The 20717-nt window shown below is 72.2% G+C and carries 15 protein-coding genes; 8 read left to right on the forward strand and 7 right to left on the reverse strand.

Annotated features, from left to right (window positions below; translation table 11 throughout):
- Positions 1 to 50 precede the first annotated feature (50 nt).
- Together IPZ69_RS12470 and IPZ69_RS12475 are read right to left on the reverse strand one after the other, a co-directional pair.
- A complete protein-coding gene (locus IPZ69_RS12470) occupies positions 51 to 1514 on the reverse strand; it encodes a sensor histidine kinase (protein ID WP_235454140.1) in 1464 nt (487 codons plus the stop codon).
- Positions 1511 to 2209, reverse strand: coding sequence for a response regulator transcription factor (locus IPZ69_RS12475; RefSeq protein WP_235454141.1), 699 nt, complete (start codon positions 2207 to 2209; stop codon positions 1511 to 1513). The genes IPZ69_RS12470 and IPZ69_RS12475 overlap by 4 nt, the downstream gene beginning before the upstream one ends.
- Before the next feature lie 292 nt (positions 2210 to 2501).
- Here IPZ69_RS12475 and IPZ69_RS12480 point away from each other — a divergent pair, with 292 nt between their 5' ends.
- On the forward strand, positions 2502 to 2711 hold the full coding sequence (locus IPZ69_RS12480; protein ID WP_235454142.1) for a hypothetical protein: 210 nt from the start codon (positions 2502 to 2504) through the stop codon (positions 2709 to 2711).
- A 5-nt stretch (positions 2712 to 2716) separates the two neighbouring features.
- Positions 2717 to 4120 (forward strand): cytochrome P450, encoded by a 1404-nt coding sequence (locus IPZ69_RS12485; protein WP_235454143.1) that lies wholly within the window; start codon positions 2717 to 2719, stop codon positions 4118 to 4120.
- Here the strand turns inward: IPZ69_RS12485 and IPZ69_RS12490 are convergent.
- Genes IPZ69_RS12490 through IPZ69_RS12505 form a run of 4 tightly spaced genes read right to left on the reverse strand, consistent with a single transcriptional unit; the run spans position 4112 to position 8458 of the window.
- Positions 4112 to 5896 carry a helix-turn-helix domain-containing protein gene (locus IPZ69_RS12490; protein ID WP_235454144.1) on the reverse strand — a complete coding sequence of 595 codons (1785 nt, stop codon included), beginning with the start codon at positions 5894 to 5896 and terminating at the stop codon, positions 4112 to 4114. The two genes, IPZ69_RS12485 and IPZ69_RS12490, sit on opposite strands and share 9 nt — an antisense overlap.
- A gap of 15 nt (positions 5897 to 5911) precedes the next feature.
- Positions 5912 to 6919: a branched-chain amino acid ABC transporter permease gene (locus IPZ69_RS12495; RefSeq protein WP_235454145.1), complete on the reverse strand. Its 1008-nt coding sequence runs from the start codon at positions 6917 to 6919 to the stop codon at positions 5912 to 5914.
- Positions 6916 to 7677, reverse strand: coding sequence for an ATP-binding cassette domain-containing protein (locus IPZ69_RS12500; RefSeq protein WP_235454146.1), 762 nt, complete (start codon positions 7675 to 7677; stop codon positions 6916 to 6918). The genes IPZ69_RS12495 and IPZ69_RS12500 overlap by 4 nt, the downstream gene beginning before the upstream one ends.
- A complete protein-coding gene (locus tag IPZ69_RS12505) occupies positions 7670 to 8458 on the reverse strand; it encodes an ABC transporter ATP-binding protein (protein ID WP_235454147.1) in 789 nt (262 codons plus the stop codon). The genes IPZ69_RS12500 and IPZ69_RS12505 overlap by 8 nt, the downstream gene beginning before the upstream one ends.
- A gap of 162 nt (positions 8459 to 8620) precedes the next feature.
- Between IPZ69_RS12505 and IPZ69_RS12510 the strand changes: the two genes are divergently transcribed.
- The 4 genes from IPZ69_RS12510 to IPZ69_RS12525 all read left to right on the forward strand — a co-directional run bounded on the left by IPZ69_RS12510 (position 8621) and on the right by IPZ69_RS12525 (position 14922).
- Positions 8621 to 9994, forward strand: a complete 1374-nt coding sequence (locus tag IPZ69_RS12510; RefSeq protein WP_235454148.1) for a tannase/feruloyl esterase family alpha/beta hydrolase — start codon at positions 8621 to 8623, stop codon at positions 9992 to 9994.
- A 24-nt stretch (positions 9995 to 10018) separates the two neighbouring features.
- Positions 10019 to 11473, forward strand: a complete 1455-nt coding sequence (locus tag IPZ69_RS12515) for a long-chain-fatty-acid--CoA ligase (RefSeq protein WP_235454149.1) — start codon at positions 10019 to 10021, stop codon at positions 11471 to 11473.
- A complete protein-coding gene (locus tag IPZ69_RS12520) occupies positions 11470 to 12492 on the forward strand; it encodes an extracellular catalytic domain type 2 short-chain-length polyhydroxyalkanoate depolymerase (RefSeq protein WP_235454150.1) in 1023 nt (340 codons plus the stop codon). Before IPZ69_RS12515 ends, IPZ69_RS12520 begins: the two co-directional genes overlap by 4 nt.
- Positions 12493 to 12909: 417 nt before the next feature.
- On the forward strand, positions 12910 to 14922 hold the full coding sequence (locus tag IPZ69_RS12525) for an ATP-binding SpoIIE family protein phosphatase (protein WP_235454151.1): 2013 nt from the start codon (positions 12910 to 12912) through the stop codon (positions 14920 to 14922).
- Positions 14923 to 14973: 51 nt separating this feature from the next.
- On the opposite strand, the gene IPZ69_RS12530 is transcribed toward IPZ69_RS12525, so the two are convergent.
- Entirely contained in the window at positions 14974 to 15492 is a 519-nt protein-coding gene (locus tag IPZ69_RS12530; RefSeq protein ID WP_235454152.1) for a MarR family winged helix-turn-helix transcriptional regulator, read from the reverse strand.
- 217 nt (positions 15493 to 15709) lie between these two features.
- Between IPZ69_RS12530 and IPZ69_RS12535 the strand changes: the two genes are divergently transcribed.
- Together IPZ69_RS12535 and IPZ69_RS12540 are read left to right on the forward strand one after the other, a co-directional pair.
- A complete protein-coding gene (locus IPZ69_RS12535) occupies positions 15710 to 16675 on the forward strand; it encodes an alpha/beta hydrolase (RefSeq protein WP_235454153.1) in 966 nt (321 codons plus the stop codon).
- 274 nt (positions 16676 to 16949) lie between these two features.
- Positions 16950 to 20702, forward strand: a complete 3753-nt coding sequence (locus IPZ69_RS12540) for a family 78 glycoside hydrolase catalytic domain (RefSeq protein WP_235454154.1) — start codon at positions 16950 to 16952, stop codon at positions 20700 to 20702.
- Positions 20703 to 20717 lie beyond the last annotated feature (15 nt).

The following is a 20717-nucleotide window of genomic DNA, read 5'->3' on the forward strand; positions in this document are numbered from 1 at the left end:
ACGTGCCTCCGTTTCCGGACGGACCGCTCGGCCGCCCGTCCCGCGGCAGGCTAGGAGCCCTCTTTGGGGAAACTCTGTGACCGGTATGTCCCGGCCGTACCGATCAGCCAGTCACGGCGGTGCGGCAGTTCCCCCGCTCCGGCCGGCAGCCGTACCTCGAAGCGCGCCCCCGTGCCGCCGGGAGCCCCGCCGACCGTGATGGTGCCCCGGTGCAGCGCGGTCTGCTGGGCCACCAGCGTGAGGCCGAGCCCGGAGCCTGCGCTGGCCGGGCCGCGCCGGAACCGCTCGAAGATCCGCTCCCGGTCCTGCTCGGGCAGCCCGGGGCCGTCGTCGTCCACGGTGAGTACGATCCACTCCTCGGCGCGCCGTATCCCCACCGTCACGCTCACCCGCCCCCGCGCGTCGACGCCGTGCGCGACGGCATTGGCCAGCAGGTTGTCCAGCAGCAGACGCAGTCCCGGTTCCCAGCCGCGCACGGTGATCCCCGCCGGTGCGTCCAGCGCGATCAGCGCGTCGGGCGCGCGGCGCCGGGCATCGGCGACGGCCGTCTCGGCGAGCTCCGTCAGGTCGGCGGTGCGGAACGCGTCCGCCTCCACCAGGTCCCCGCGCCCGAGGTCGCGCAGCATCACCAGCAGGCCCAGCAGCCTGCCGTGCTCGCTCCGGAGGTCGGTGAGGACCTCCGTGCGGTCGGGTTCGGGCAGCCCGGGGTGATCGGCCAGGATGTCCAGGTTGGTGCCCATGCTCATCAGCGGAGTGCGCAGTTCGTGGGCGGCGGCCGCGGAGAAGGAGCGGGCCGTGTCCAGCGCCTCGGCGGTTCGGGCGGCCTGTTCGTCGTAGCGGGCCAGCACGGTGCGCACCGTCGCGGCCAGCTCGTCGGCCTCGGTGATGCCGGTCCGCTCCAGCGGCGGGCGCGCGCGGTCGGTGCGCGGGTCGAGTCCGGCGGTGCTGCGGGTCAGCCTGCGCAGTGGCGCGGCGGCACCGGCGGACATCCCCCAGGCCAGCAGCCCGGACAAGGGGGCCGCCAGCACGGTGGTGACCAGCACCCGGCGTCGGACCAGCCGGAGCTGGCCGCGGTCGGCGGTGTCCGGCGCGAACACCCACAGGGTGCCGGCGGCCCGCGGAGTGCGCACCGGGCGGGCCAGTGCCCGCCAACTGTCGCCGCCGCCGCGCACGGTGACCGGAACGCCGGTCCGCGCGGGCAGGCGCACGGCGGCATCGGGCTGCGGCCCGCCGCTGAAGGAGCCGTCCGGCCCCACGACCCGTACGCCCACGTCGAGCGCCGCACTGTACAGGGCGCGTTCATGGTTGTCCGCCGCCTTGGGCCGGCCGGCCGCCCCGGCCCGCACCAGCGCCCGGGCGTCCGGGACGAGGGCCGCCGCCCGTTCCCGCAGATGATCGTCCTCCGCGCGGTGCAGGTCGCGGGCGACGAGCTGGAGCAGCAGCCATCCGCAGGCCAGTACCAGCAGCGGTACCGTGCAGCCGACCGCCAGCCCGATCCGGGCCGACAGCCTCACGGCTCCTCCCGCAGGACGAAGCCGACCCCGCGCACGGTCTGGATCAGCCGCGGCGCGCCGTCGGCCTCCAGCTTGCGCCGCAGATAGCTGACGAAGGTGTCGACGGCATCGGTGCGCACGTCGAAGTCGTAGCCCCACACCCGTTCCAGCAACTGGTCGCGGGTGAGGACGAGTCCGGCGTTGCGGGCCAGCACCTCCAGCAACTCGAACTCGCGCCGGGTGAGGTCCAGCGGCCGTCCGCCCCGCCGGACGGTGCGGGCGGCGGTGTCGATCAGCAGGTCCGCCACCCGCAGCGCCTGCTCCTGGGCGGCGGGCGGCCGTCGGCGCAGCAGCGCGCGCAGGCGCAGTACCAGTTCTTGCAGGGCGAACGGCTTGACCAGGTAGTCGTCGCCGCCGGCCTGTAGGCCGGCTATCCGGTCGGCGGTCTCGTCGAGCGCGGAGAGCATGAGCACCGGCAGGTCCCGGCCGTCGGCGCGCAGCCGTGCGCACACCTCGATGCCGCTCATGCCGGGCATCGACACGTCGAGGACCAGCACGTCGGGCGGTCCGTCCGCGACGGCGGCCAGCGCGCCGAGCCCGTCGGGCGCGGTGCGCACCGTGAATCCGCTCAGCCGCAGCCCGCGCTCCAACGACCGCCGGATGGCCGCGTCGTCGTCCACGACCAGGACCGTCCCCGGGGGTGCCGTCCCGCCCATGCGTCCCTCCCTCACCCACTGCCGGCGCCCGGCCGACCAGGGTCCTTCCCCCCGTCCGCCGTCAGCGCCCGGTCAGCGTACGGCCCCCTCTCTTCCGGCGGTCATCGGCACCTTCGGCACTTTCGGCGCCGATGACCTTCCGGCTGCCGTGCGGCCCGCTCACCCGATACACCTCCGGTCGCCTTTTGGCACGTCCCGACATTCCGTGACGTGCCCCGACGGCGCCGGACCGTGCCAATGGGAAGCAACGCACGGGCGGACCGGCCGCCCGGCGGGTGAAAGGAGGACGGCCATGACCGCCATGAAGCACGCACGCAGGATCCTGCTGGTCACCGTCACGAGCATCGCGGCGCTGCTCGGCGCCGGATCGGCCTTCGCGGCCACCGGCACCAGCGTGACCCCCGACCCCTCGGGGGCCAGGCTGGGGCACAACAGCTACGTGAGGAGCGTGTTCGGCAACACGGGCTCGCACGCGCTGTACTACTACAACGTGGGCGGGTGATCCCGATGGCGGCGGCTTCCGTGCCGCCCGGCCCCGAGGGGTACGGGTTCGGCAACAGGCTCGCGTTCGGGCGGGACGCGCTGGGTTTTCTGCTCCGGCAGCGGGAGTACGGGGACCTGGTCCGCTTCGACGACAGCCTGTACATGGTCAACTCGCCGGTCCTGGTCGAGCAGGTGCTGAAGAACACGAACGGCACCTACGCCATCACCCGGGACCTGCTGGGCGAGGAGACCGACGGAAGCCGCGCGTCGCAGGACGTGGCCCGGTGGATGCGTGCCCGCGGACTCGCCGGGCGGGGGCTGAACCGCACCGGTCTGCGGGCCGCCGGGGACGGGATGGCTCGGGTGGTGGCCGGGCACGCCGAGCGCTGGCGGGCCGCCGGGAGCATCGAGGCGATCGGGGCGCTGGAGGAGCTCAGCGCTCGTCTCATCGCCGAGTTCTGTCTGGGGCCCGAGCCCGGACGGGTGCCCGACCTGGTGGCGAGGCTGCAGGACGCCCGGCTGCCCGCCGCCGTGCCGTGGTCCGGCGGGACGTCACTCCTGCGCAGGCGACGACTGCGGCGCGCCGGGCGGGAGTTGGTGACAGAGGTGTCGCGCCTGGTGGCGGCCCGTGGCGCGGAACCGGCGGGTGCGCCTCCAGCGGTCGCCGATCTGCTGATCGAGGCCTGCGCCGAGGGCGCGCTCACCTTCGAGGGTGCGGTCAGTGTGATCGTCGCGAACCTGTTCGCCGCGCACGAGACCACCGCCGCCGCGCTGGCCTGGCTGTTCCTGCTGCTGGACCGGCATCCGCAGCTGCACGGGCGGGTGGTGGACGAGGTCGACCGGGAACTGGCCGGGCGGCTGCCCGTGGCGGCCGATCTGCCGCGCCTGCAGGTCACCGAGGCGGTGGTGAAGGAGACGCTGCGGCTGTATCCGCCGTTGTGGTACCTGGAGCGGACGGTCGAGGAACCCGACGTGCTCGGCGGTGTCCCACTGCGGCCGGGACAGCGGGTCGCGATCAGCCCCTTCGCACTGCACCGGGATCCGGCGCTCTACGAGGACCCGTTGGTCTTCGACCCGGACCGCTGGATCGACCGCGCGGCGACCCCACGGCTGCCCGGATACACGTACCTCCCCTTCGGCGGCGGGCCACGCATGTGTCTGGGCGCGCACTTCGGGACGGTCGCGATGGTCATCGCCACCGCGACGGTCCTCTCCCGCTACCGGCTCGCCCCGGCACCGGACCGCACGCCCGTGTTCGACACGCGCACCATCCTGCAGCCCAAGGGGCTGGTCCTCGACGTCACCGACCGCGAACCCGCCACCGCTTCGCACGGACCAGGGACGACCCAGCAGAGCGAGCGGCGTTGGACCGAAGACGACGCCGCTCTCCGCCGACCGGCGAGGGTGCCACCGTCCCGCTCATCCTGAGGCGATGTGGGTCTTCAGCGCCAGGTGCACCTGCAGTGCCCGGTCGCCGTGGCGCCACTGCGGGCCCAGCAGCGCCGAGATCCGGTCCAGGCGCTGGTAGAGGGTGTTGACGTGGATGTAGAGCGCCGCGGCGGTACGGGCGAGGCCGCCGTCGCAGGCGAAGTAGGTGAGCCCGGTGCGGACCAGGTCGCTGCCGCGGGTCTCGTCGTGGTCGAGCAGCGGGCCGATGGTGCGGCGGACGAAGCGGGCGAGTTCCTCGCGTCCTGCCTGGCCGAGCAGGATGCCGTGGATGCCGAGGTCGTCGCGGGACGCGCCCTCACCGGCGCGGTCGAGGGCGAGCAGCACGTCCAGGCAGCGGGCCGCGTCCCGGTGGGCCTCGACGATGGCCGTCGCTCCGCCGGCGCCGGCCTCCCCGCCCACGGTGACCGGCCGCCCGGACGCGGCGGCCAGCGCACCGGCCAGGGCACGCGCGGCCGCTCCCGGTTCGTCGGTGCCGGGCAGGACGACGACGGTGTTGCCGCCGTACTCGCCCGCGATGCCCCCGAGCCGGGCCGCGTAGGCGCCCGCGGCGTCCGTGATGCGGCGCCGCCCGCCGCGGTCCTCGCCGCGGGCCACCAGCACCACGTGTTCCCGTCCCAGGTCCAGTCCCACCAGGGAGGCCCTGCGGCGCAGCCCCTCGGGGTCGCGGTGCGGCGTGCCCAACAGGTCGTCGAGGATCTCCCCGCGCAGCCGCTGTTCGGCCTCGGCGACGCCGCGTTCGCTCAGCAGCATCAGCGCGGCGGCCTGGGCGGCGCGCTCCATCGCATGCACGTCGGAGGCGTCGAGCCCGCCCCGCACGAGGAGGAGCGCGCCGAGGTACTCGTCGGCGGCGACGATCGGGGTGACACAGGACCCGCCGCGTACCGCGGAGGCGCGGCTTGTCCGTGCCTCCGTCATCTCCCGTACCAGGCCGTCGGGTTCGGGCGGGGAGTCGCCGGCGGCGGCCAGCGGCCGGTCGGCCGCGTCGAGGACGCGGACGCTGCCGCGCAGGATCTCGGCGAGCGCCCGGGCCAGTCCGGCCGCGCCGCCGCCCTCCAGGGCGACGGCGGTGAGGCGTTCGTGGACGGCGGCGGCCTTGTGGACCTCCTCGAAGAGGGTCGCGTTCTCGATGGCGAGGGCGGCGTGGTTGGCGAGCGAGATCAGCAGGTCGACCTCGTCGGGCGAGAAAGGCCGTACGCGGCGGTTGGCGACGAAGAGGACCCCGTACACCTGGTCGCCGAACTTCAGCGGCACCCCCTGGATGGCGACCAGTCCCTCCTCCCGGATGACGCCGTCGACGTAGTCGGAGTGCGCGAAGCGGGCGTCGTTGGGGTAGTCGGCGGTGTGGTACGGCTGTGCCGTCTCCGCCACCAGACCGCCGAGGCCGGTGCCCACCGCGAGCCGGCCGGTCTTGAACGCCTCGGTGCTGATGCCGTCGGTGACCCGGACGTAGGTGTCGCCCTGCTCGGGGTCGTAGAGCAGGAGATAGGCGACGTCGGTGCCGACCAGGGTGCGGGCGCGGCGGACGATGGCCTGCAGCACCTCCTCCAGGTCGCGCAGGGAGGCGAGGTCGCGTGCCGTCTCGTAGAGCGCCCCGAGCGCGGCCTCGCGCCGCCGGTGGGCGGCCAGCCGGGCACGTATCTCCAGCGCGGCCTCGACCAGGGGCTCGTCGGCGCCGAGGGTGTGGAACTCCGCTTCCTCCGCCTCCTGTCTCAGGAGCCGGAGCAGGTCACCGGTGGCCGTGCGCGTCGTCGTCACACGGGCAGTGATACCTCACGCCCGCAGCTTCCTTGGTATGGATGTGTCATCTACCAATTCCGCTCGGGGTGTGGATGTTTTCTCCATGGCCCTTCGTGCCAGGGCGGCCGCTGTGCCCCACAGCCCGCGCCGGACGAGCAGGACGACGGCGATGAAGACCGTCCCCGTCACCACCTGGGTCTGCTCGAAGCCCGCCGTGGCCAGCCAGTCCTCCAGCCGGACCAGGGCGGCCGCGCCGACCACGGCGCCCCACAGGGTGCCGATCCCGCCGAGCAGCACCATCACCACCGCCTTGCCCGAGGTGGTCCAGTAGACCTCCTGGAGCGAGGCGAAGCGGTGGTTGATCGCGTAGAGGCCGCCGGCCACGCCGGTGAGGAAAGCGGAGCCGGTGAAGGCGGCGAGCCGGTAGCGGTCGGCGGAGTAGCCGAGGGCCCGGGTGCGGTCGGGGTTGTCGCGCACCGCGGTGACGACCCGGCCGAACGGGGAGCGCACCGTGCGCCAGGCGGCGAACAGGGCGGCCAGCACGAGGGGCAGCGCGGCGTAGTAGAAGGTGAACGCGTCGTCCAGGTCGAGGCCGGGGAGTTTCCGGGGGATCGCCTGGAGGCCGTTCTCGCCGCCGGTCACGTCCTTCCACTGGTTGGCGGTGAAGTACACGAGCTGGGCGAAGGCCAGGGTGACCATGGCGAAGTAGATGCCGGTGCGGCGTACGGCGAGGAAGCCGATCGGCAGCGCCAGTACGGCCGCGAGCACCGCGCCGCCGAGCACCGCGACGGGGAAGGGCAGCCCGGTGTGGATCGCGATGAGTCCCGTGGCATAGGCCGAGGAACCCCAGAAGGCGGCGTGTCCGAAGGACAGCAGCCCGGCGTAGCCGATGAGCAGGTCGAGGGCGACCGCGAACAGCGCCCAGCACAGGATGTCGGTCGCGACCGGCGGGTAGAGCAGCCACGGAAGCGCGAGGGCGAAGCCGAGCGCGAGCACGAGCAGCGGCAGGCCGCCCGCCCCCGCGAGTCGTCTGAGGATCATGCTTGCCCTTCCTTGCCGAAGAGTCCGGCCGGGCGCGCCAGCAGGACGACGGCCATGAGCAGGAAGACCGAGGTCTGGGAGAGCACGGGGACGTAGAGGTTGCCCAGCGCCTGGAGCATGCCGATGGTGAAGCCCGCGACCACGGCGCCCGGCACGGAGCCGAGGCCGCCGATGACGACCACCGCGAAGACGGTGATGATCAGGTCGGCGCCCATCTGCGAGTGCTGAGGTTCAAGGAACGCACCGGCAAGCTCCCCAGGGGCGAGGCCCTCCGTGGGCTCGTCGCAGAGCATCACGCGGGAGCCCATCCGCAATACCCGGGCGAGGGCGAGGAATTGCTGCTCGCCGCCGGAGAGCTTGGCGGCCGGGGTGCGGCGGCGGTCGGCGAGCACGGGGAACGTGTCGTGGATCCGCTCCAGCGTCCAGCCGTTCGCCCGGTCGTGGTGCGGGAACGCCAGGTGCTCGGCGACGCTCAGCCCGGCGTAGATCCCCCGGTCGTCGGGGACATGGCCGAGGCCGAGGCGGGCCCGGCGGTGCGCGGGAAGGGCACCGATGTCCCGCCCGGCCAGGGTGATCTCGCCCGCCGTCGCGGTGTGCAGGCCCATGACGCAGCGCAGCAGGGTGGTCTTGCCCGCGCCGTTGCGGCCGACGAGGGTGACGACCTCACCGGGTGTGACGTGCAGGGACACCTGGCGCAGCGCCTGGGCCCCGCCGTAGTGGGCGTCCAGGTCGCGCACCCGCAGGAGTGGCTCAGTCATGGCCCGTCCCCAGATAGGCCTCGACCACCCGTTCGTCGGCGCGGACTTCGTCGTACGCGCCCTCGGCGAGGAGCCGGCCGCGTTGCAGGACGGTGACCCGGTCGGCGAGGGAGGCGACGACCGACATGTTGTGCTCGACGAGGACGACGGTACGGCCGTGCCGGATCCGCGCGATCAGCTCGACCGTGCGCTCCACGTCCTCCACACCCATGCCCGCGGTCGGCTCGTCGAGCAGCAGCAGCCTGGGGTCGAGGGCGAGGGCCAGGGCGAGTTCGAGCGCGCGGCCGCGTCCGTACGGCAGCCGGCCGGCGGGCTCGCCGGCCCAGTCGGCCAGTCCCACTCGGTCCAGCAGATCCAGGGCGGGTGAGCGATGACGGGCCAGTTGCCGGTCGGAGCGCCAGAAGGCGCGGCCGAGCGAACTGCCCGACATCAGCGCCAGCTCGACGTGTTCGACCGCGCTGACGGTCGCGAACAAACTGGTGACCTGGAAGGAGCGCGCGACGCCGAGGCGGGCGATGCGCTCGGGCGGACGGCCCGTGCCATCCCGCCCGGCGAGGGCGATCCGGCCCGTAGTGGGCCGCAGGTAGCCGGTGAGCAGGTGGAAGAGGGTCGTCTTGCCGGCACCGTTGGGCCCCACGAGGGCGTGCACGGTGCCCTCGGCGACGCTCAGGTCCACCGGGCCCAACGCGGTGAACCCGCCGAAGGACTTGGTGAGCGAGTGGGTCGTGAGCAGGGGCCGCGCTGTGCCGGGCGGCCCGTGGGTCGACGTGCTGCTGGTCATGGCTGCAGACGGTAAGGACCGGTCACCGTCCGCCGCGATGGAGTGAAGCTCCACTCCTCGTGGCCCGACAACGTGGATTCACTCCATGGCCTGGGTCGTGCCCGAAAGCGAACCATGGCTGACGTTACTCATACGTCAACTCCGTGCTCCCGGGAGGTCTCCGTGCGGTCCCACCGCAGAACCGGTCTGCTCGCCGTCACGCTCGCGCTGCTGGCCTCCGCAGTGACGGCGACCGACGCGCTGTCCGCCCCGGGCCACCGGGGCTCGGACTGCCCCGGGGTGCGGGTGCCGGGTGCCGCGTACGTCCGCACCGCGTGCCTGGACGACATGTCCAGCACCGCGCTCACCGGTACGGACTACACCGACCCCTCGGACTGGAAGGGGCTGTTGTCCGCCCGTACCGAGAACCCGCCCGGTGTGCCCGGCGTGCAGCTCGACGGCTACTTCCCGGACACCTCGACGCTCAACACCACGCACGGCTGGAGACATGACGCCCAGTTCGTGATCCGGCTGCCCGAGCACTGGAACGGCGGGCTCGTCGTCACGGGAGCCCCGGGCACCCGCAAGCAGTACTCGCTCGACCGAGGGATCTCCGACTGGGTACTGGCCCAGGGCTACGCCTTCGCCGCCACCGACAAGGGCAACAGCGGTGCCGACTACTACACGGACGGGCGGCGGCCCGGTGACGCGGTCGCCGAATGGCACCGGCGGGTCACCGAGTTGACGCGAGCGGCGAAGAGGACGGTCGGCGCGTACTACGGGCGCACCCCGAAGCGCACCTACATGACGGGAATCTCCAACGGCGGCTATCTCACCCGGTGGCAGCTGGAGCGTCACCCCGAGTTGTACGACGGCGGCGTCGACTGGGAGGGCTCGCTCCTGACCGCCGACGAGCCCAACATCTTCAGCTACCTGCCGACAGCCGTGGCATGGAGTCGCGGCGCGGCGAGCCACAACGACATGATCCGGGCCGGTTTCCAACCGGGCAGCGAATTCCTGTGGCCCTACCACGCGTTGGCGTACTGGGGCGTGACACAGAAGACGTACCGGGCGGAGTTCGACCCGGCCTACGACCCGAACTGCCCCGGTGCGTCAGCCGGTTCCAGCCCCGCCGAGATCGTCTCGCCCTGCGCCTCGGACGCCGAGTACGTCTACTCCTCACGCCCCGCCTCCGTGCGCGGGGCACTGCGCCGGGTGGCGCTGACCGGTCGGATCGGCAAACCGCTGATCACCCTGCACGGAGACCTCGACGCGCTGCTGCCGATCCGCACGGACTCCGACCGGTACGCGGCGATGATCGCCGCTCGCGACCGGGCGGAGCTGCACCGCTACTACCGCGTCGAGGACGGTACGCACATCGACGCGCTCTACGACGTACACCCGCTTGAGCTGCGCCCGATCCTGCCCTGCTACCGCGAGGCGTTCACGGCGCTGACGGCCTGGGTGGAGCACCACGACGCCCCACCGCCCAGCGGCACCATCGCCCGGCCGGCGCCGCCTGCCGACGTCGCCAACTCCTGCCCCCTCCCCCACTGAACCACCACGCCAAGGAGTTCCTTCGTGAATCTCGCCCGGCTGCTGTCGAATACCGCCGCAAGCCACCCCGACCGGCCCGCCCTCCGGCTCGACGACGAGGTCGTGACGTACGCCCGGTTGGAGCGGGAGTCGGCGCGCGCCGCCGCCCAGCTGCGCTCGCGCGGCGTGCGGCCCGGCGACCGGGTGGGACTGAGCCTGCCCAACGTGCCGGCGTTCGCGGTCCTCTACTACGGCATCCTGCGCGCGGGCGGCGTCGTCGTGCCGGTGAACCCGCTGCTGAAGGAGCGCGAGGTCGAGCACTGCCTGGCGGACTCGGGGGCGCGGCTGCTGGTGGACTCGGCGACGGTCCTGGACGGGCACGAGCCGCTCGCGGAGACCGCCGAGCGCGATCCGGGCGACACGGCGGTCATCATCTACACCTCCGGCACGACCGGCCGCCCCAAGGGGGCCGAACTCACCCACCACAACCTGCTGCACAACGTGGAGGCGACCAACTCCTCGCTGCTGCGCCTGACTCCGGACGACGTCGTCTTCGGCGGACTGCCCCTCTTCCACTCCTTCGGCCAGACATGTGCCCTCAACTGCGCGATGGCGGCCGGGGCCTGCCTGACCCTGCTGCCGCGCTTCGACGCGGGCCGGGCACTGGAGATGCTGCTCCGGGACGACGTCACGATCTTCGAGGGCGTCCCCACGATGTTCGGGGCGCTGCTCGCCCACCCGGCGCTGACGGACGCGCATCGCGGGCGGCTGCGGCTGGCCGCGTCCGGTGGCGCGGCGCTGCCGGTGGAGATCCTGCACGCCTTCGAGGAGGCCTTCGGCTGCCCGCTGTTGGAGGGCTACGGCCTGTCCGAGACCTCCCCGGTCGCCTGCTTCAACCGCCCCGAGGGGCCGCGCCGTGCGGGCACCGTCGGGCTGCCGATCGACGGCGTACGCGTCCGCGTGCAGGACGACGAGTGGCGCGAGCTGCCCGACGGGACCGCCGGCGAGATCGCCATCAGCGGCCACAACGTGATGAAGGGCTACTGGCAGCGGCCCTACGCGACCGAAGAGGCTCTGCGGGACGGCTGGTTCCGCACGGGTGACCTCGGGGTGCGCGAACCGGACGGGCTGCTGCGGATCGTCGGCCGCAAGAAGGAACTGATCATCCGCGGCGGCTTCAACGTCTATCCGCGCGAGATCGAGGAGGTGCTGTACGAGCACCCGGCGGTCGCCGAGGCCGCCGTGCTCGGCACCCCCCATCCGGAACTGGGCGAGGAGGTCACCGCCGTCGTCGCCCTGGGATCCGGCCACGAGGGGACCGTGGACCCCGACGAGCTGCGGGAGTTCGTCCGGGCCAGGGTCGCCCCGTACAAGTACCCGCGTCTGGTGCGGATCACCGACGCGTTGCCCAAGGGGCCGACGGGCAAGATCCTCAAGCGCGAGATCACGCCGCCGGTCCTGCGGGAGAATCCCCCATCAGTGAAGGAGAGCGCACAATGAGGTTCCGCTCCCTGAGAGCCGCCGCTGTCACCCTGGCAGCCGCCCTGGCCGCCGCGTTCGGCGTCACCTCGCCCGCCCAGGCCTGGGGCGAGCCGGGCCTGCCCGGCCTCGACATCACCGACACCTACGTCACCGGGATATCGTCGGGCGGCTTCATGGCCTCCCAGCTGCAGGTGGCCTACTCCGGCACGTTCAAGGGCGCCGGCATCGTCGCCGCGGGCCCGTACTACTGCGGCAAGGGCGGTATCGTCACCGGCCTGATCGCCTGCGGGACCGGGCTGATCTCCACCGACCCGGAGGGCATCGAGAACATCGCCCGCCGCTGGTCCGCCGAGGGGAGGATCGACCCCGTCTCCAACCTCGCGGGCAAGCCCGTGTGGACGTACCACGGTACCAAGGACCCGCTGGTACAGGACCGGGTCAGCGACGAAGGGGTGCAGTTCTACCGGGACTTCGGGGCGCGGACCGCGTACCACGACACCGACCCGGCGGGGCACGGCTGGCCCACCCCCAACGCCCCGCTTCCGTGCGGCTGGACCTTCTACCCGTTCCTCATCAACTGCGGCGACGACCCGCAGGGCGAGATGCTCCGGCACTGGCTGGGCAGCGGCAACGTCAACCCGCCCGCCGACACCCAGACCGGCACGCTCACCGAGCACGACCAGGACCGGTACACGCCGGGCGGCTGGGCCCAGTGGTACAGCATGGGGAGCAAGAGCTACCTCTACACGCCGTCCTCCTGCGCGGCGGGCGAGGCGTGCAAGCTGGTCGTCGCCCTGCATGGCTGCCTCAGTGACAACAAGTTCGTCGGTTCCCGCTTCGCCCGTGAGTCCCACCTCAACGAGTACGCGGACACCAACCACCTGGTGATCCTCTACCCGCAGACGGACATCAGCCTGGTGCGCCTCAACCCCCAGGGCTGCTGGGACTGGTGGGGCTACACCGGCAGCGACTACGCCCAGAAGTCGGCACCGCAGATGCGCACCATCATGAACGAGGTGCACGCCCTCGGCGGTTGATCGGGGCCGTCGGCTCCTGCGGGCCGCGGGCCGGCAACTGCCGCCGCGCTGGCGCGTGTTCGGACCCGGGTCCGCGGAGTCAGGGGCCGCCGCGACACCGAAACCGGTGCCGACACCGCTCCCGGCCCCGGTCCCGGCTCCGGCCGGTACGGCCTGGACTCCTTGACCGCCCCCGCGCGGTCGCCCCGCGCCGGGCGGCCGCGCGACACCACCGGGACGCGGAGCCGGCCTCGTCGGCGTCGGCCTCCGCGCGCACGCGCCCGCTCGCGTACCGTCTCCCGGCTGATCGCGAGCTCCCCGCTCACGCCGTCGTACTCACTCGTCCGGTCCGCGCCCCGACGGACCCGCCGGACGAGTCGCAGCCTGTGGGAGACCGCACGATAATGAAGGGGCGTCGCTCGACAGGCAGGTCACAACGTGCACGAATCCGGCAGCAGCGCTTCGACGGCCGGCCGGGACACAGCGGCGGTGGTGATCGACCGCCGGGGCGTGGTGATCTTCAGTACCCCCGCGGCGGCGGCCGACCTGCGCTGTTCGCCAGGTCAGGTGTGCCCCGCCCTCGCAGAACTCGTCCGGCACGGCAGCGGCGTGCGCGAAGCCGTACTGAGCGGGCAGACGCCGGGTGCGGCACACGAACGACGGTGTGTGGTCCTGCCGCTCCTCGATGCGGCCGAGGCCCACGGCGACAGCGAGCACTGGCTGATCGTCCTCTCCCCGCGCACACCTGCGCGAGGACCGCGGCGGGACTACGCGGAGCTCGCGCACGAAGCCGCGACGAGCCTCGGCGATTCGCTCGACGTGACGGAGATCGGCCAGTCGCTGGTGAACCTGCTCGTCCCGGGCTTCGCCGACCTCGCCACCGTCGACCTCTCCGAAGTCGTCCTGGTGGGTGACGAACCCCCGCCGCTCCATGCCGGCAGCGACGTACGTCTGCTCAGGGTCGCCGCCGCGCAGAGCCCCGGCGTCTCCGCGGAGTATCTGCTGCCGACGGGAGAGACGGTCCCTCCGGTCCCCGAGAGCACGATCATGAGCCCGTTGACGCGGGGGCGTGCGCTGATCGCGTCCGACATGGCAGCCCTGCGGGCCGGACTCGGGGTCGATGCCGCGACCCTGCGCGCCCTGGTTCCCGAGGACGCGCACGCGTCGGTCGCGGTCCCCCTCTACGCACGCGGCCACGTCCTGGGCTGCCTCACCGTCTGGCGTGGGCAGATCTCCGAGCCCTTCGGCGAGGACGATGCCGCACTGTTGGAGGACATCGCCTCCCACGCGGCCCTCAGGGTCGACAACGCGCGCCGCTATCTGCGCGAGCACCGCTCCGCCGTCATCCTCCAGCGCAGTCTGCTGCCTCAGGCGTCCCTGAGCCTGCCCGCCGGCGACACCTGTGGTGTCTACCAGCCGGCAACAGGAGACGTGGGCGTCGGCGGCGACTGGTTCGACGTCGTACAGCTCCCCTCGCTGCGGCTGGGTCTGGTGGTGGGGGACGTGGTCGGTCACGGGCTGCACGCGACCGCCGCCATGGCTCGCCTCCGTACGGCGGTGCAGGCGCTGGCCGACCTGGACCTCCAGCCGGACGAGCTGCTCGCCCACCTCGACGATCTGGTGCTCGGACTCACCGCCGAGGCGGAGACCGGGCACACCGGCTCCGCCCTCCTCGGGGCGACGTGTCTGTACGCCGTCTACGACCCGGTGGCGGGTACGTGTTCCTTCTCCAGCGCCGGGCACCTGTCTCCGGCGGTGACGCAGCCCGACTCGGGCCCGGCGTTCCCCGACATCAAGCCGGGGCCTCCGCTCGGGGTCGGCGGAGCGGCTTTCGTGGTAACCGACCTCGACGTGCCGGCCGGCTCGTTGCTCGCGCTGTTCACGGACGGCCTCGTGAAGACCGGCACCAGCGGGATCGACGGCGGGATGAGGCGCCTTCTTGAGTGTCTCTCCCACGTCGGACGCCGGTCCCTGGAGGATGCGAGCCTCGACCTGTTCGCCGAACTGGTGGCTCCCACCCCGCCCGACGATGTGGCGCTTCTCCTGGCCAGAACGCGCCGCATTCCGGCACGGGACATCGCCGACTGCCGGCTGCCCGCCGACCTGTCCCAGGTGGCCACGGCGCGGGAGTTCGTCGAGAGGCAGCTCGCGCAATGGGGGCTGGACGACCTGGCCTTCGCCACCGAGCTCATCGTCAGTGAGCTGGTCACCAACGCCATCCGCTACGCGGGCGGTCCGGTCGGCGTGCGCCTGGTCCGAGACCGCGTGCTGGTCATCGAGGTGAGCGACCCCGGTGTCACCCGGCCTCGGGTACGCCGAGCCCGGGACACCGACGAGGGAGGACGCGGGCTGTTTCTCGTCTCCGAGCTCGCGGACCGGTGGGGCAGCCGCTTCACGGGCAGCGGCAAGACCATCTGGGCGGAGCAGACGGTTCAGCCCGTCCGCGTCTGACCAGGGCGGAGAGCGAGTTGCCGCCGCCCCCTCCGCCGGGCTGGGCCGACGTCAGCCCCGCGTGACGTTCGTCGTGATCAGGCGGAGCAACTGCTTCGCGGTGGCGTCCTCGGCCGGGGTCAGGTTCATCGCGTCCCCGATGGCGAGCGGGACCGTTCGGGCCTTCTCCCGTAGGTCCGCACCGGCCTCGGTGAGGCGGATGTCGACGGAGCGCTCGTCGTCCGTACGCCGCTCACGCAGGACCAGGCCCTTCGCTTCCAGGCGCTTGAGGAGGGGGGACAGCGTGCTGGACTCCAGCTGGAGCGCGGCGCCCAAGTCACCGACGGAGACGGGGTCCTTCTCCCAGAGGGCGAGCATCACCAGGTACTGCGGGTAGGTCAGTCCGAGCACGTCCAGCAGCGGCCGATAGCGCACCGTGACCGCGCGCGAGGCCGCGTACAGTGCGAAGCAGAGCTGGTCCTCCAGCAGGAGCGAGCCAGGCTCCGACCGAACCGGCTCCGACCGAACCGGCTTCGACCGAGCCGGCTTCGACCGAGCCGGCTTCGACTCTCCGGTCGCCGCTTTGTCCATGGGACCCATCCTCTGTCTCCGCTGTTCCGCCTGCCGGATCCCCCGACTCTCTCATTCTACAGATAGAAGCGCGCACGACCATAGTGTGCTCGTTTAAGTTGTGCACGACTAAATAGTTCGCTACTTTCTGGGTGTGCCCGCCGGACGGCGACACAGCGGCCCTCGGAGCCCGTCGGCACCCGATGCCGCACGCCCTGATCACTTGGAGGAGTTCGACATGACCGAGACAAGCGCCCGGCCGATCCTGGAACCCGCCGCGGCAGCCTTCGCCGAGGCCACCGCCAACCCGCCGTTCCTCTTCGAGCTCGCCCCCGCCGAGGGCCGCAAGGCCGTCGACGAGGTGCAGTCCGGCTCCGTCGACAAGCCCGCCGTGCACGAGGAGTGGGTGACCGTCCCCGGCGGCCCCACCGGCGAGGTCCGCGCCCGGATCGTCAAGCCCGCCGGTGCCACCGGCACCCTGCCGGTCGTCCTCTACATCCACGGCGCGGGCTGGGTGTTCGGCAACGCCCACACCCACGACCGCCTGGTGCGCGAACTCGCCGTCGGCGCGCACGCCGCCGTCGTCTTCCCCGAGTACGACCTCTCGCCCGAGGCCCGCTACCCGGTCGCCATCGAGCAGAACTACGCCGTGGCCCGCTGGATCGTCACCGAGGGCGCCACCAAGAACATCGACGGCACCCGGATCGCAGTGGCCGGCGACTCCGTCGGCGGCAACATGGCCGCCGCGCTGACCCTGATGGCCAAGGAACGCGGCAATGTCCCCCTGGTCCAGCAGGTGTTGCTCTACCCGGTCACCGACGCCTCCTTCGACACCGGCTCCTACCACCAGTTCGCCGAGGGCTACTTCCTGCGTCGGGACGCGATGCAGTGGTTCTGGGACCAGTACACGACCGACGAGGCCGACCGCGCCCAGATCACCGCCTCCCCGCTGCGCGCCACCACCGACCAGCTGACCGGCCTGCCCCCGGCCCTCGTCATCACCGCCGAGGCGGACGTGCTGCGCGACGAGGGCGAGGCGTACGCCAACAAGCTCCGCGCCGCCGGTGTGCCCGTGACTTCGGTCCGTTACCAGGGCGCCATCCACGACTTCGTGATGCTCAACGCGCTGCGCGAGACGCACGCCGCCGAGGCCGCCATCAACCAGGCGATCCGCACGCTGCGCACCGCGCTCGGCACCGCCTGATCCGCACCCCGAGGGGCCGCTCCGGCACCGCATCGGCACACGACCGAGGCGCCGGAGCGGCCCGCTCGCAGGGAAAGCGGTTACTCGCGCAGGCCCTTTCACAGATGGGTTTCTGCATCGCTTCAAACGTTGCGTCTGATCTATTGACGACCCATGACAACTCCCATACGTTTCCACCGCATTCCCATTTTGAAACGATTCAACCCTTCCTGGATCCCCCCGCCTGCACAGCCAAGCCGTCCTGCTTCGCCCGACCTGTGTGAAGGAGTACTTCGTGGCCAGACAGAACACTCCCCCCGACCCGGACTCGCCCGCCGCCCACGACCAACCGCCGCTCAGCCGACGCCACTTCCTCGGCACGGGGTCGGCGCTGGCCGTCGGCGCGCTCGCCATGGGAGCCGTCGGTGCGCTCGCCGACCGCGCACAGGCGGCCCCCGGCGCGCCGCGCGTGAAGGCCCTCGACCTCTCCGCGGCGCACTGGATCTGGTATCCGGAAGGAGATCCGCGCGCCGACGCCCCCGCCGAATTCCGGTACTTCCGCAGGAAGTTCAACGTCTCCGACGGCGAGGTGACCGAGGCGCAGCTCGTCGTCACGGGCGACGACACGGTCGACGTATGGCTCAACGGGAAGCCCCTCGCCGGATCCCCCCGGGTCGCCAACTCCTGGCGCAGCGCCCTGTATGTGGATCTGAGGCCCGCACTGGCGGCGGGCGCCAACACCATCGCGCTGGCGTGCCGGAACCAGGGCGGCCCGGCCGGGGTCCTCGGGCAGCTGCGCGTCCGTACGGCCGGCGGAACGTCCGACGTCATCACCGACGGCGGCTGGTCGGCGGGCAAGGACGCGCCCGAGGGGTGGGAGCAGCCCGACTTCGGCGACGGCGGCTGGCCCGCCGCCCGGGACCTCGGCGCCTACGGAACCGCGCCCTGGTACACCGGGGTCGCCGCTCCCGACCTCGCAGCCGCGTCGCCGCTGAGCGTGGCCGACTGCACCGTGGAGCACCACGCCAACCCCCTGGGGATCGACGCCGCGCGACCGCGGTTCGGCTGGACGCTCGACTCGTCGGCGCCGCAGCAGCGGCAGGCCGGATACCAGATCCAGGTCTCCGCCACGGCCCCCGGCACCGGCGACCTGTGGGACAGCGGCCGTGTCCCGTCCGACCGGCAGATCGACATCGCCTACGCCGGCCGGGGTCTGACGAGCCTGACGCGCTTCTTCTGGCGGGTGCGCGTCTGGGACACCCAGGGCCGGGCGGGCTCGTGGAGCAAGCCGCAGTGGTTCGAGACCGGGCTGCTCGCGGCGGACGACGAGTGGCGCGCGAAGTTCATCGGCCAGCCGTCGGTCCCCGACCTGTCCGGGGCCAAGTGGATCTGGTACCCCGAGGGTGATCCCGGGGCGGGGCGCCCTGTCGAGACCCGCTGCTTCCGGCGCACCTTCACGCTGACGAGCGCGCCGCCCGGCGCGACCCTGATCGTCACCGGGGACGACACCGCGGACGTCTGGGTCAACGGAACCCTGGTCAGCGCCTCGCCACGGGTGACCGACTCCTGGAAGAACGCCGCCCTGGTCGATGTCACCGCCCAGTTGACGCGCGGCACCAACACGATCGCGGTCGCGAGCCGGAACACGACTCAATCCCCGGCCGGAACGATCGCCAAGCTGACGGTGACCGGCGGACCGACCATCGTCACCGACGCGTCGTGGAAGTCGTACCAGAACCCGCCGTCCGACTGGCAGTCCCCCGGATACGACGACAGCGCCTGGCCCGCCGCACTTGCCATAGCGGCGTACGGAAGTGGCCCCTGGGGATCCAATGTGCGGGTCGTGAAGCCCGCGCCGCTCCTGCGCAAGCGCTTCACCGTGACCAAGCGGGTGGCGTCCGCCCGCCTGCTGACCACCGCGCTGGGGCTGCACGAGACCCGGCTCAACGGCGCGCGGGTCGGCGACGACGCGCTCGCTCCCGGGTGGACCGACTACACCAAGCGCCTGCAGTACAAGGTCTTCGACGTCACCGAACGCATCCGCCAGGGCACGAACGCGCTCGGCGCCTGGCTGGGCAACGGCTGGTACTCCGGCAGCCTGGGCTTCGCGGGCAGCCAGCGGTACGGCGCACAGCCCTGGTACTCCGCGCGGTTGCTCATCACCTTCACCGACGGCACCACCCAACTGGTTCTGACGGACGACAGTTGGAAGGTCGCTACGGGTGCGCTCAGGGCCGACGATCTGTATCACGGCGAAACGTACGACGCGCGCCTGCACATCGGCGGCTGGGACGGCGCCGACTTCGACGACAGCGGGTGGGCCGCCGCGGCCGTCCACGACGGGGCCGCGCCCCACCTGGTCGCCCAGGTCGACAACGGCGTCACCGTCCAGCACGAGTTCCGCCCCGTGTCGATCAACCAGCCGCAACCGGGGGTGTTCATCTTCGACTTGGGGCAGAACTTCACCGGCTGGAACCGCCTCGCGCTCAGGGGCGACGCGGGCACCACCGTCACCATGCGGCACGGTGAGGTCCTCAATGCCGACGGCACGCTCTACACCACCAACCTGCGCGCCGCCCAGGCCACCGACCGCTTCACCCTCGCCGGCACCGGGGGCACCGAGACGTACGAGCCCCGGTTCACCGTGCACGGCTACCGTTACGTCGAACTCACCGGCCTGCCCGCCGACTTCACACCGGACAACGACACCGTCACCGGTCGCGCGGCGTGGAGCGACGCCGGACAGCCGGGCACGTTCACCACCTCGGACCCGCTGGTCAACCAGCTCCAGCACAACATCGTGTGGGGCGAACGCGGCAACATGCTCTCGATCCCGACGGACTGCCCCCAACGGGACGAGCGCCTGGGCTGGACGGGCGACATCGCCGCCTTCTGCGCGACGTCCACCTTCAACCTGGACACCCACACCTTCCTCGCCAAGTTCGCCGACGACCTGACGGACGCCCAACGAGCCGACGGCGCCTTCACCGACGTGGCGCCCGCGGTGATCAACGGTGCCGGCACGGCCGGTTGGGGGGACGCGGGCACGATCATCCCCTACACGCTCTGGCAGCGGTTCGGCGACGTCGCCGTCGTCGACCAGCACTTCCCGGCCATGGCGAAGTGGGTCGACTATCTGCGCGGCACCGCCGGGAGCGACCTGATACGCAACCAGCAGACCTACGGCGACTGGCTCAACGTCAACGACAACACGGCCCAGGACCTCATCTGCACGGCCTACTTCGCCTGGTCGGCACGCCTGGTCGCGCGCATGGCGGCGGCCACCGGCCGGGCGGCCGAGGCAACCTCGTACGGACGGCTCGCCGACCAGGTGGCGGCGGCCTTCACCGCCCGCTTCGTCACGGCCGACGGCACCGTGCGCGGCAACACCCAGACCGGCTATGTCCTGGCCCTGGCCTTCGAGTTGCTGCCCACGTCCCTGGTCCAGCCGGCCGCGGACAAGCTGGCCGCCAAGGTCGCCGCGACGAACGGGCACCTCAGCGTGGGATTCCTCGGCGTCGAGAACCTGCTGCCCGTCCTGGTGAACCACGGGCACGTGGAAACCGCTTACCGGATCCTGCTGCAGCGCGGCTTCCCCGGCTGGGGCTACATGATCGACCACGGTGCCACCACGATCTGGGAGCGCTGGGACGGCATCCGTACCGACGGCTCGTTCAACGACCCCGGCATGAACTCGTTCAACCACTACGGCCTCGGCTCGGTCGGCGACTTCCTGTACCGGCATGTCGGCGGGCTCGGTCACGCGAGCCCCGGCTACGCCTCCCTGCGCATCGCACCGTGCCCCGGCGGGGGCCTGACCTCCGCCGGCAGCACATATGCCACGCCGTTCGGCAGCGCCGCGAGCAGCTGGTCGGTCTCCGCCGGACAACTGACGCTGCGTGTCACCGTGCCCGTCAACACCTCTGCCGCCGTCACCGTCCCCACCTCACGGCCGCAGTCGATCGTCGCCCCCGCCCAGGCGGTCCCCGCGGGCCCGGCGACCTACCACCTGCCGGCCGGCAGCTACACCTTCACCGCGGCGAGCTGACGCGGCACCTGGGCA

Source organism: Streptomyces olivochromogenes (assembly GCF_021538895.1).
Taxonomy (GTDB): domain Bacteria; phylum Actinomycetota; class Actinomycetes; order Streptomycetales; family Streptomycetaceae; genus Streptomyces; species Streptomyces olivochromogenes_A.

Coding starts and splice junctions, on each gene's coding strand:
- IPZ69_RS12535 (WP_235454153.1), top strand. CDS start 15,710: ATGACCGAGACAAGCGCCCGGCCGATCCTGGAACCCGCCGCGGCAGCC.
- IPZ69_RS12500 (WP_235454146.1), bottom strand. CDS start 7,677: ATGACTGAGCCACTCCTGCGGGTGCGCGACCTGGACGCCCACTACGGC.
- IPZ69_RS12530 (WP_235454152.1), bottom strand. CDS start 15,492: ATGGACAAAGCGGCGACCGGAGAGTCGAAGCCGGCTCGGTCGAAGCCG.
- IPZ69_RS12480 (WP_235454142.1), top strand. CDS start 2,502: ATGACCGCCATGAAGCACGCACGCAGGATCCTGCTGGTCACCGTCACG.
- IPZ69_RS12520 (WP_235454150.1), top strand. CDS start 11,470: ATGAGGTTCCGCTCCCTGAGAGCCGCCGCTGTCACCCTGGCAGCCGCC.
- IPZ69_RS12495 (WP_235454145.1), bottom strand. CDS start 6,919: ATGATCCTCAGACGACTCGCGGGGGCGGGCGGCCTGCCGCTGCTCGTG.
- IPZ69_RS12505 (WP_235454147.1), bottom strand. CDS start 8,458: ATGACCAGCAGCACGTCGACCCACGGGCCGCCCGGCACAGCGCGGCCC.
- IPZ69_RS12475 (WP_235454141.1), bottom strand. CDS start 2,209: ATGGGCGGGACGGCACCCCCGGGGACGGTCCTGGTCGTGGACGACGAC.
- IPZ69_RS12485 (WP_235454143.1), top strand. CDS start 2,717: ATGGCGGCGGCTTCCGTGCCGCCCGGCCCCGAGGGGTACGGGTTCGGC.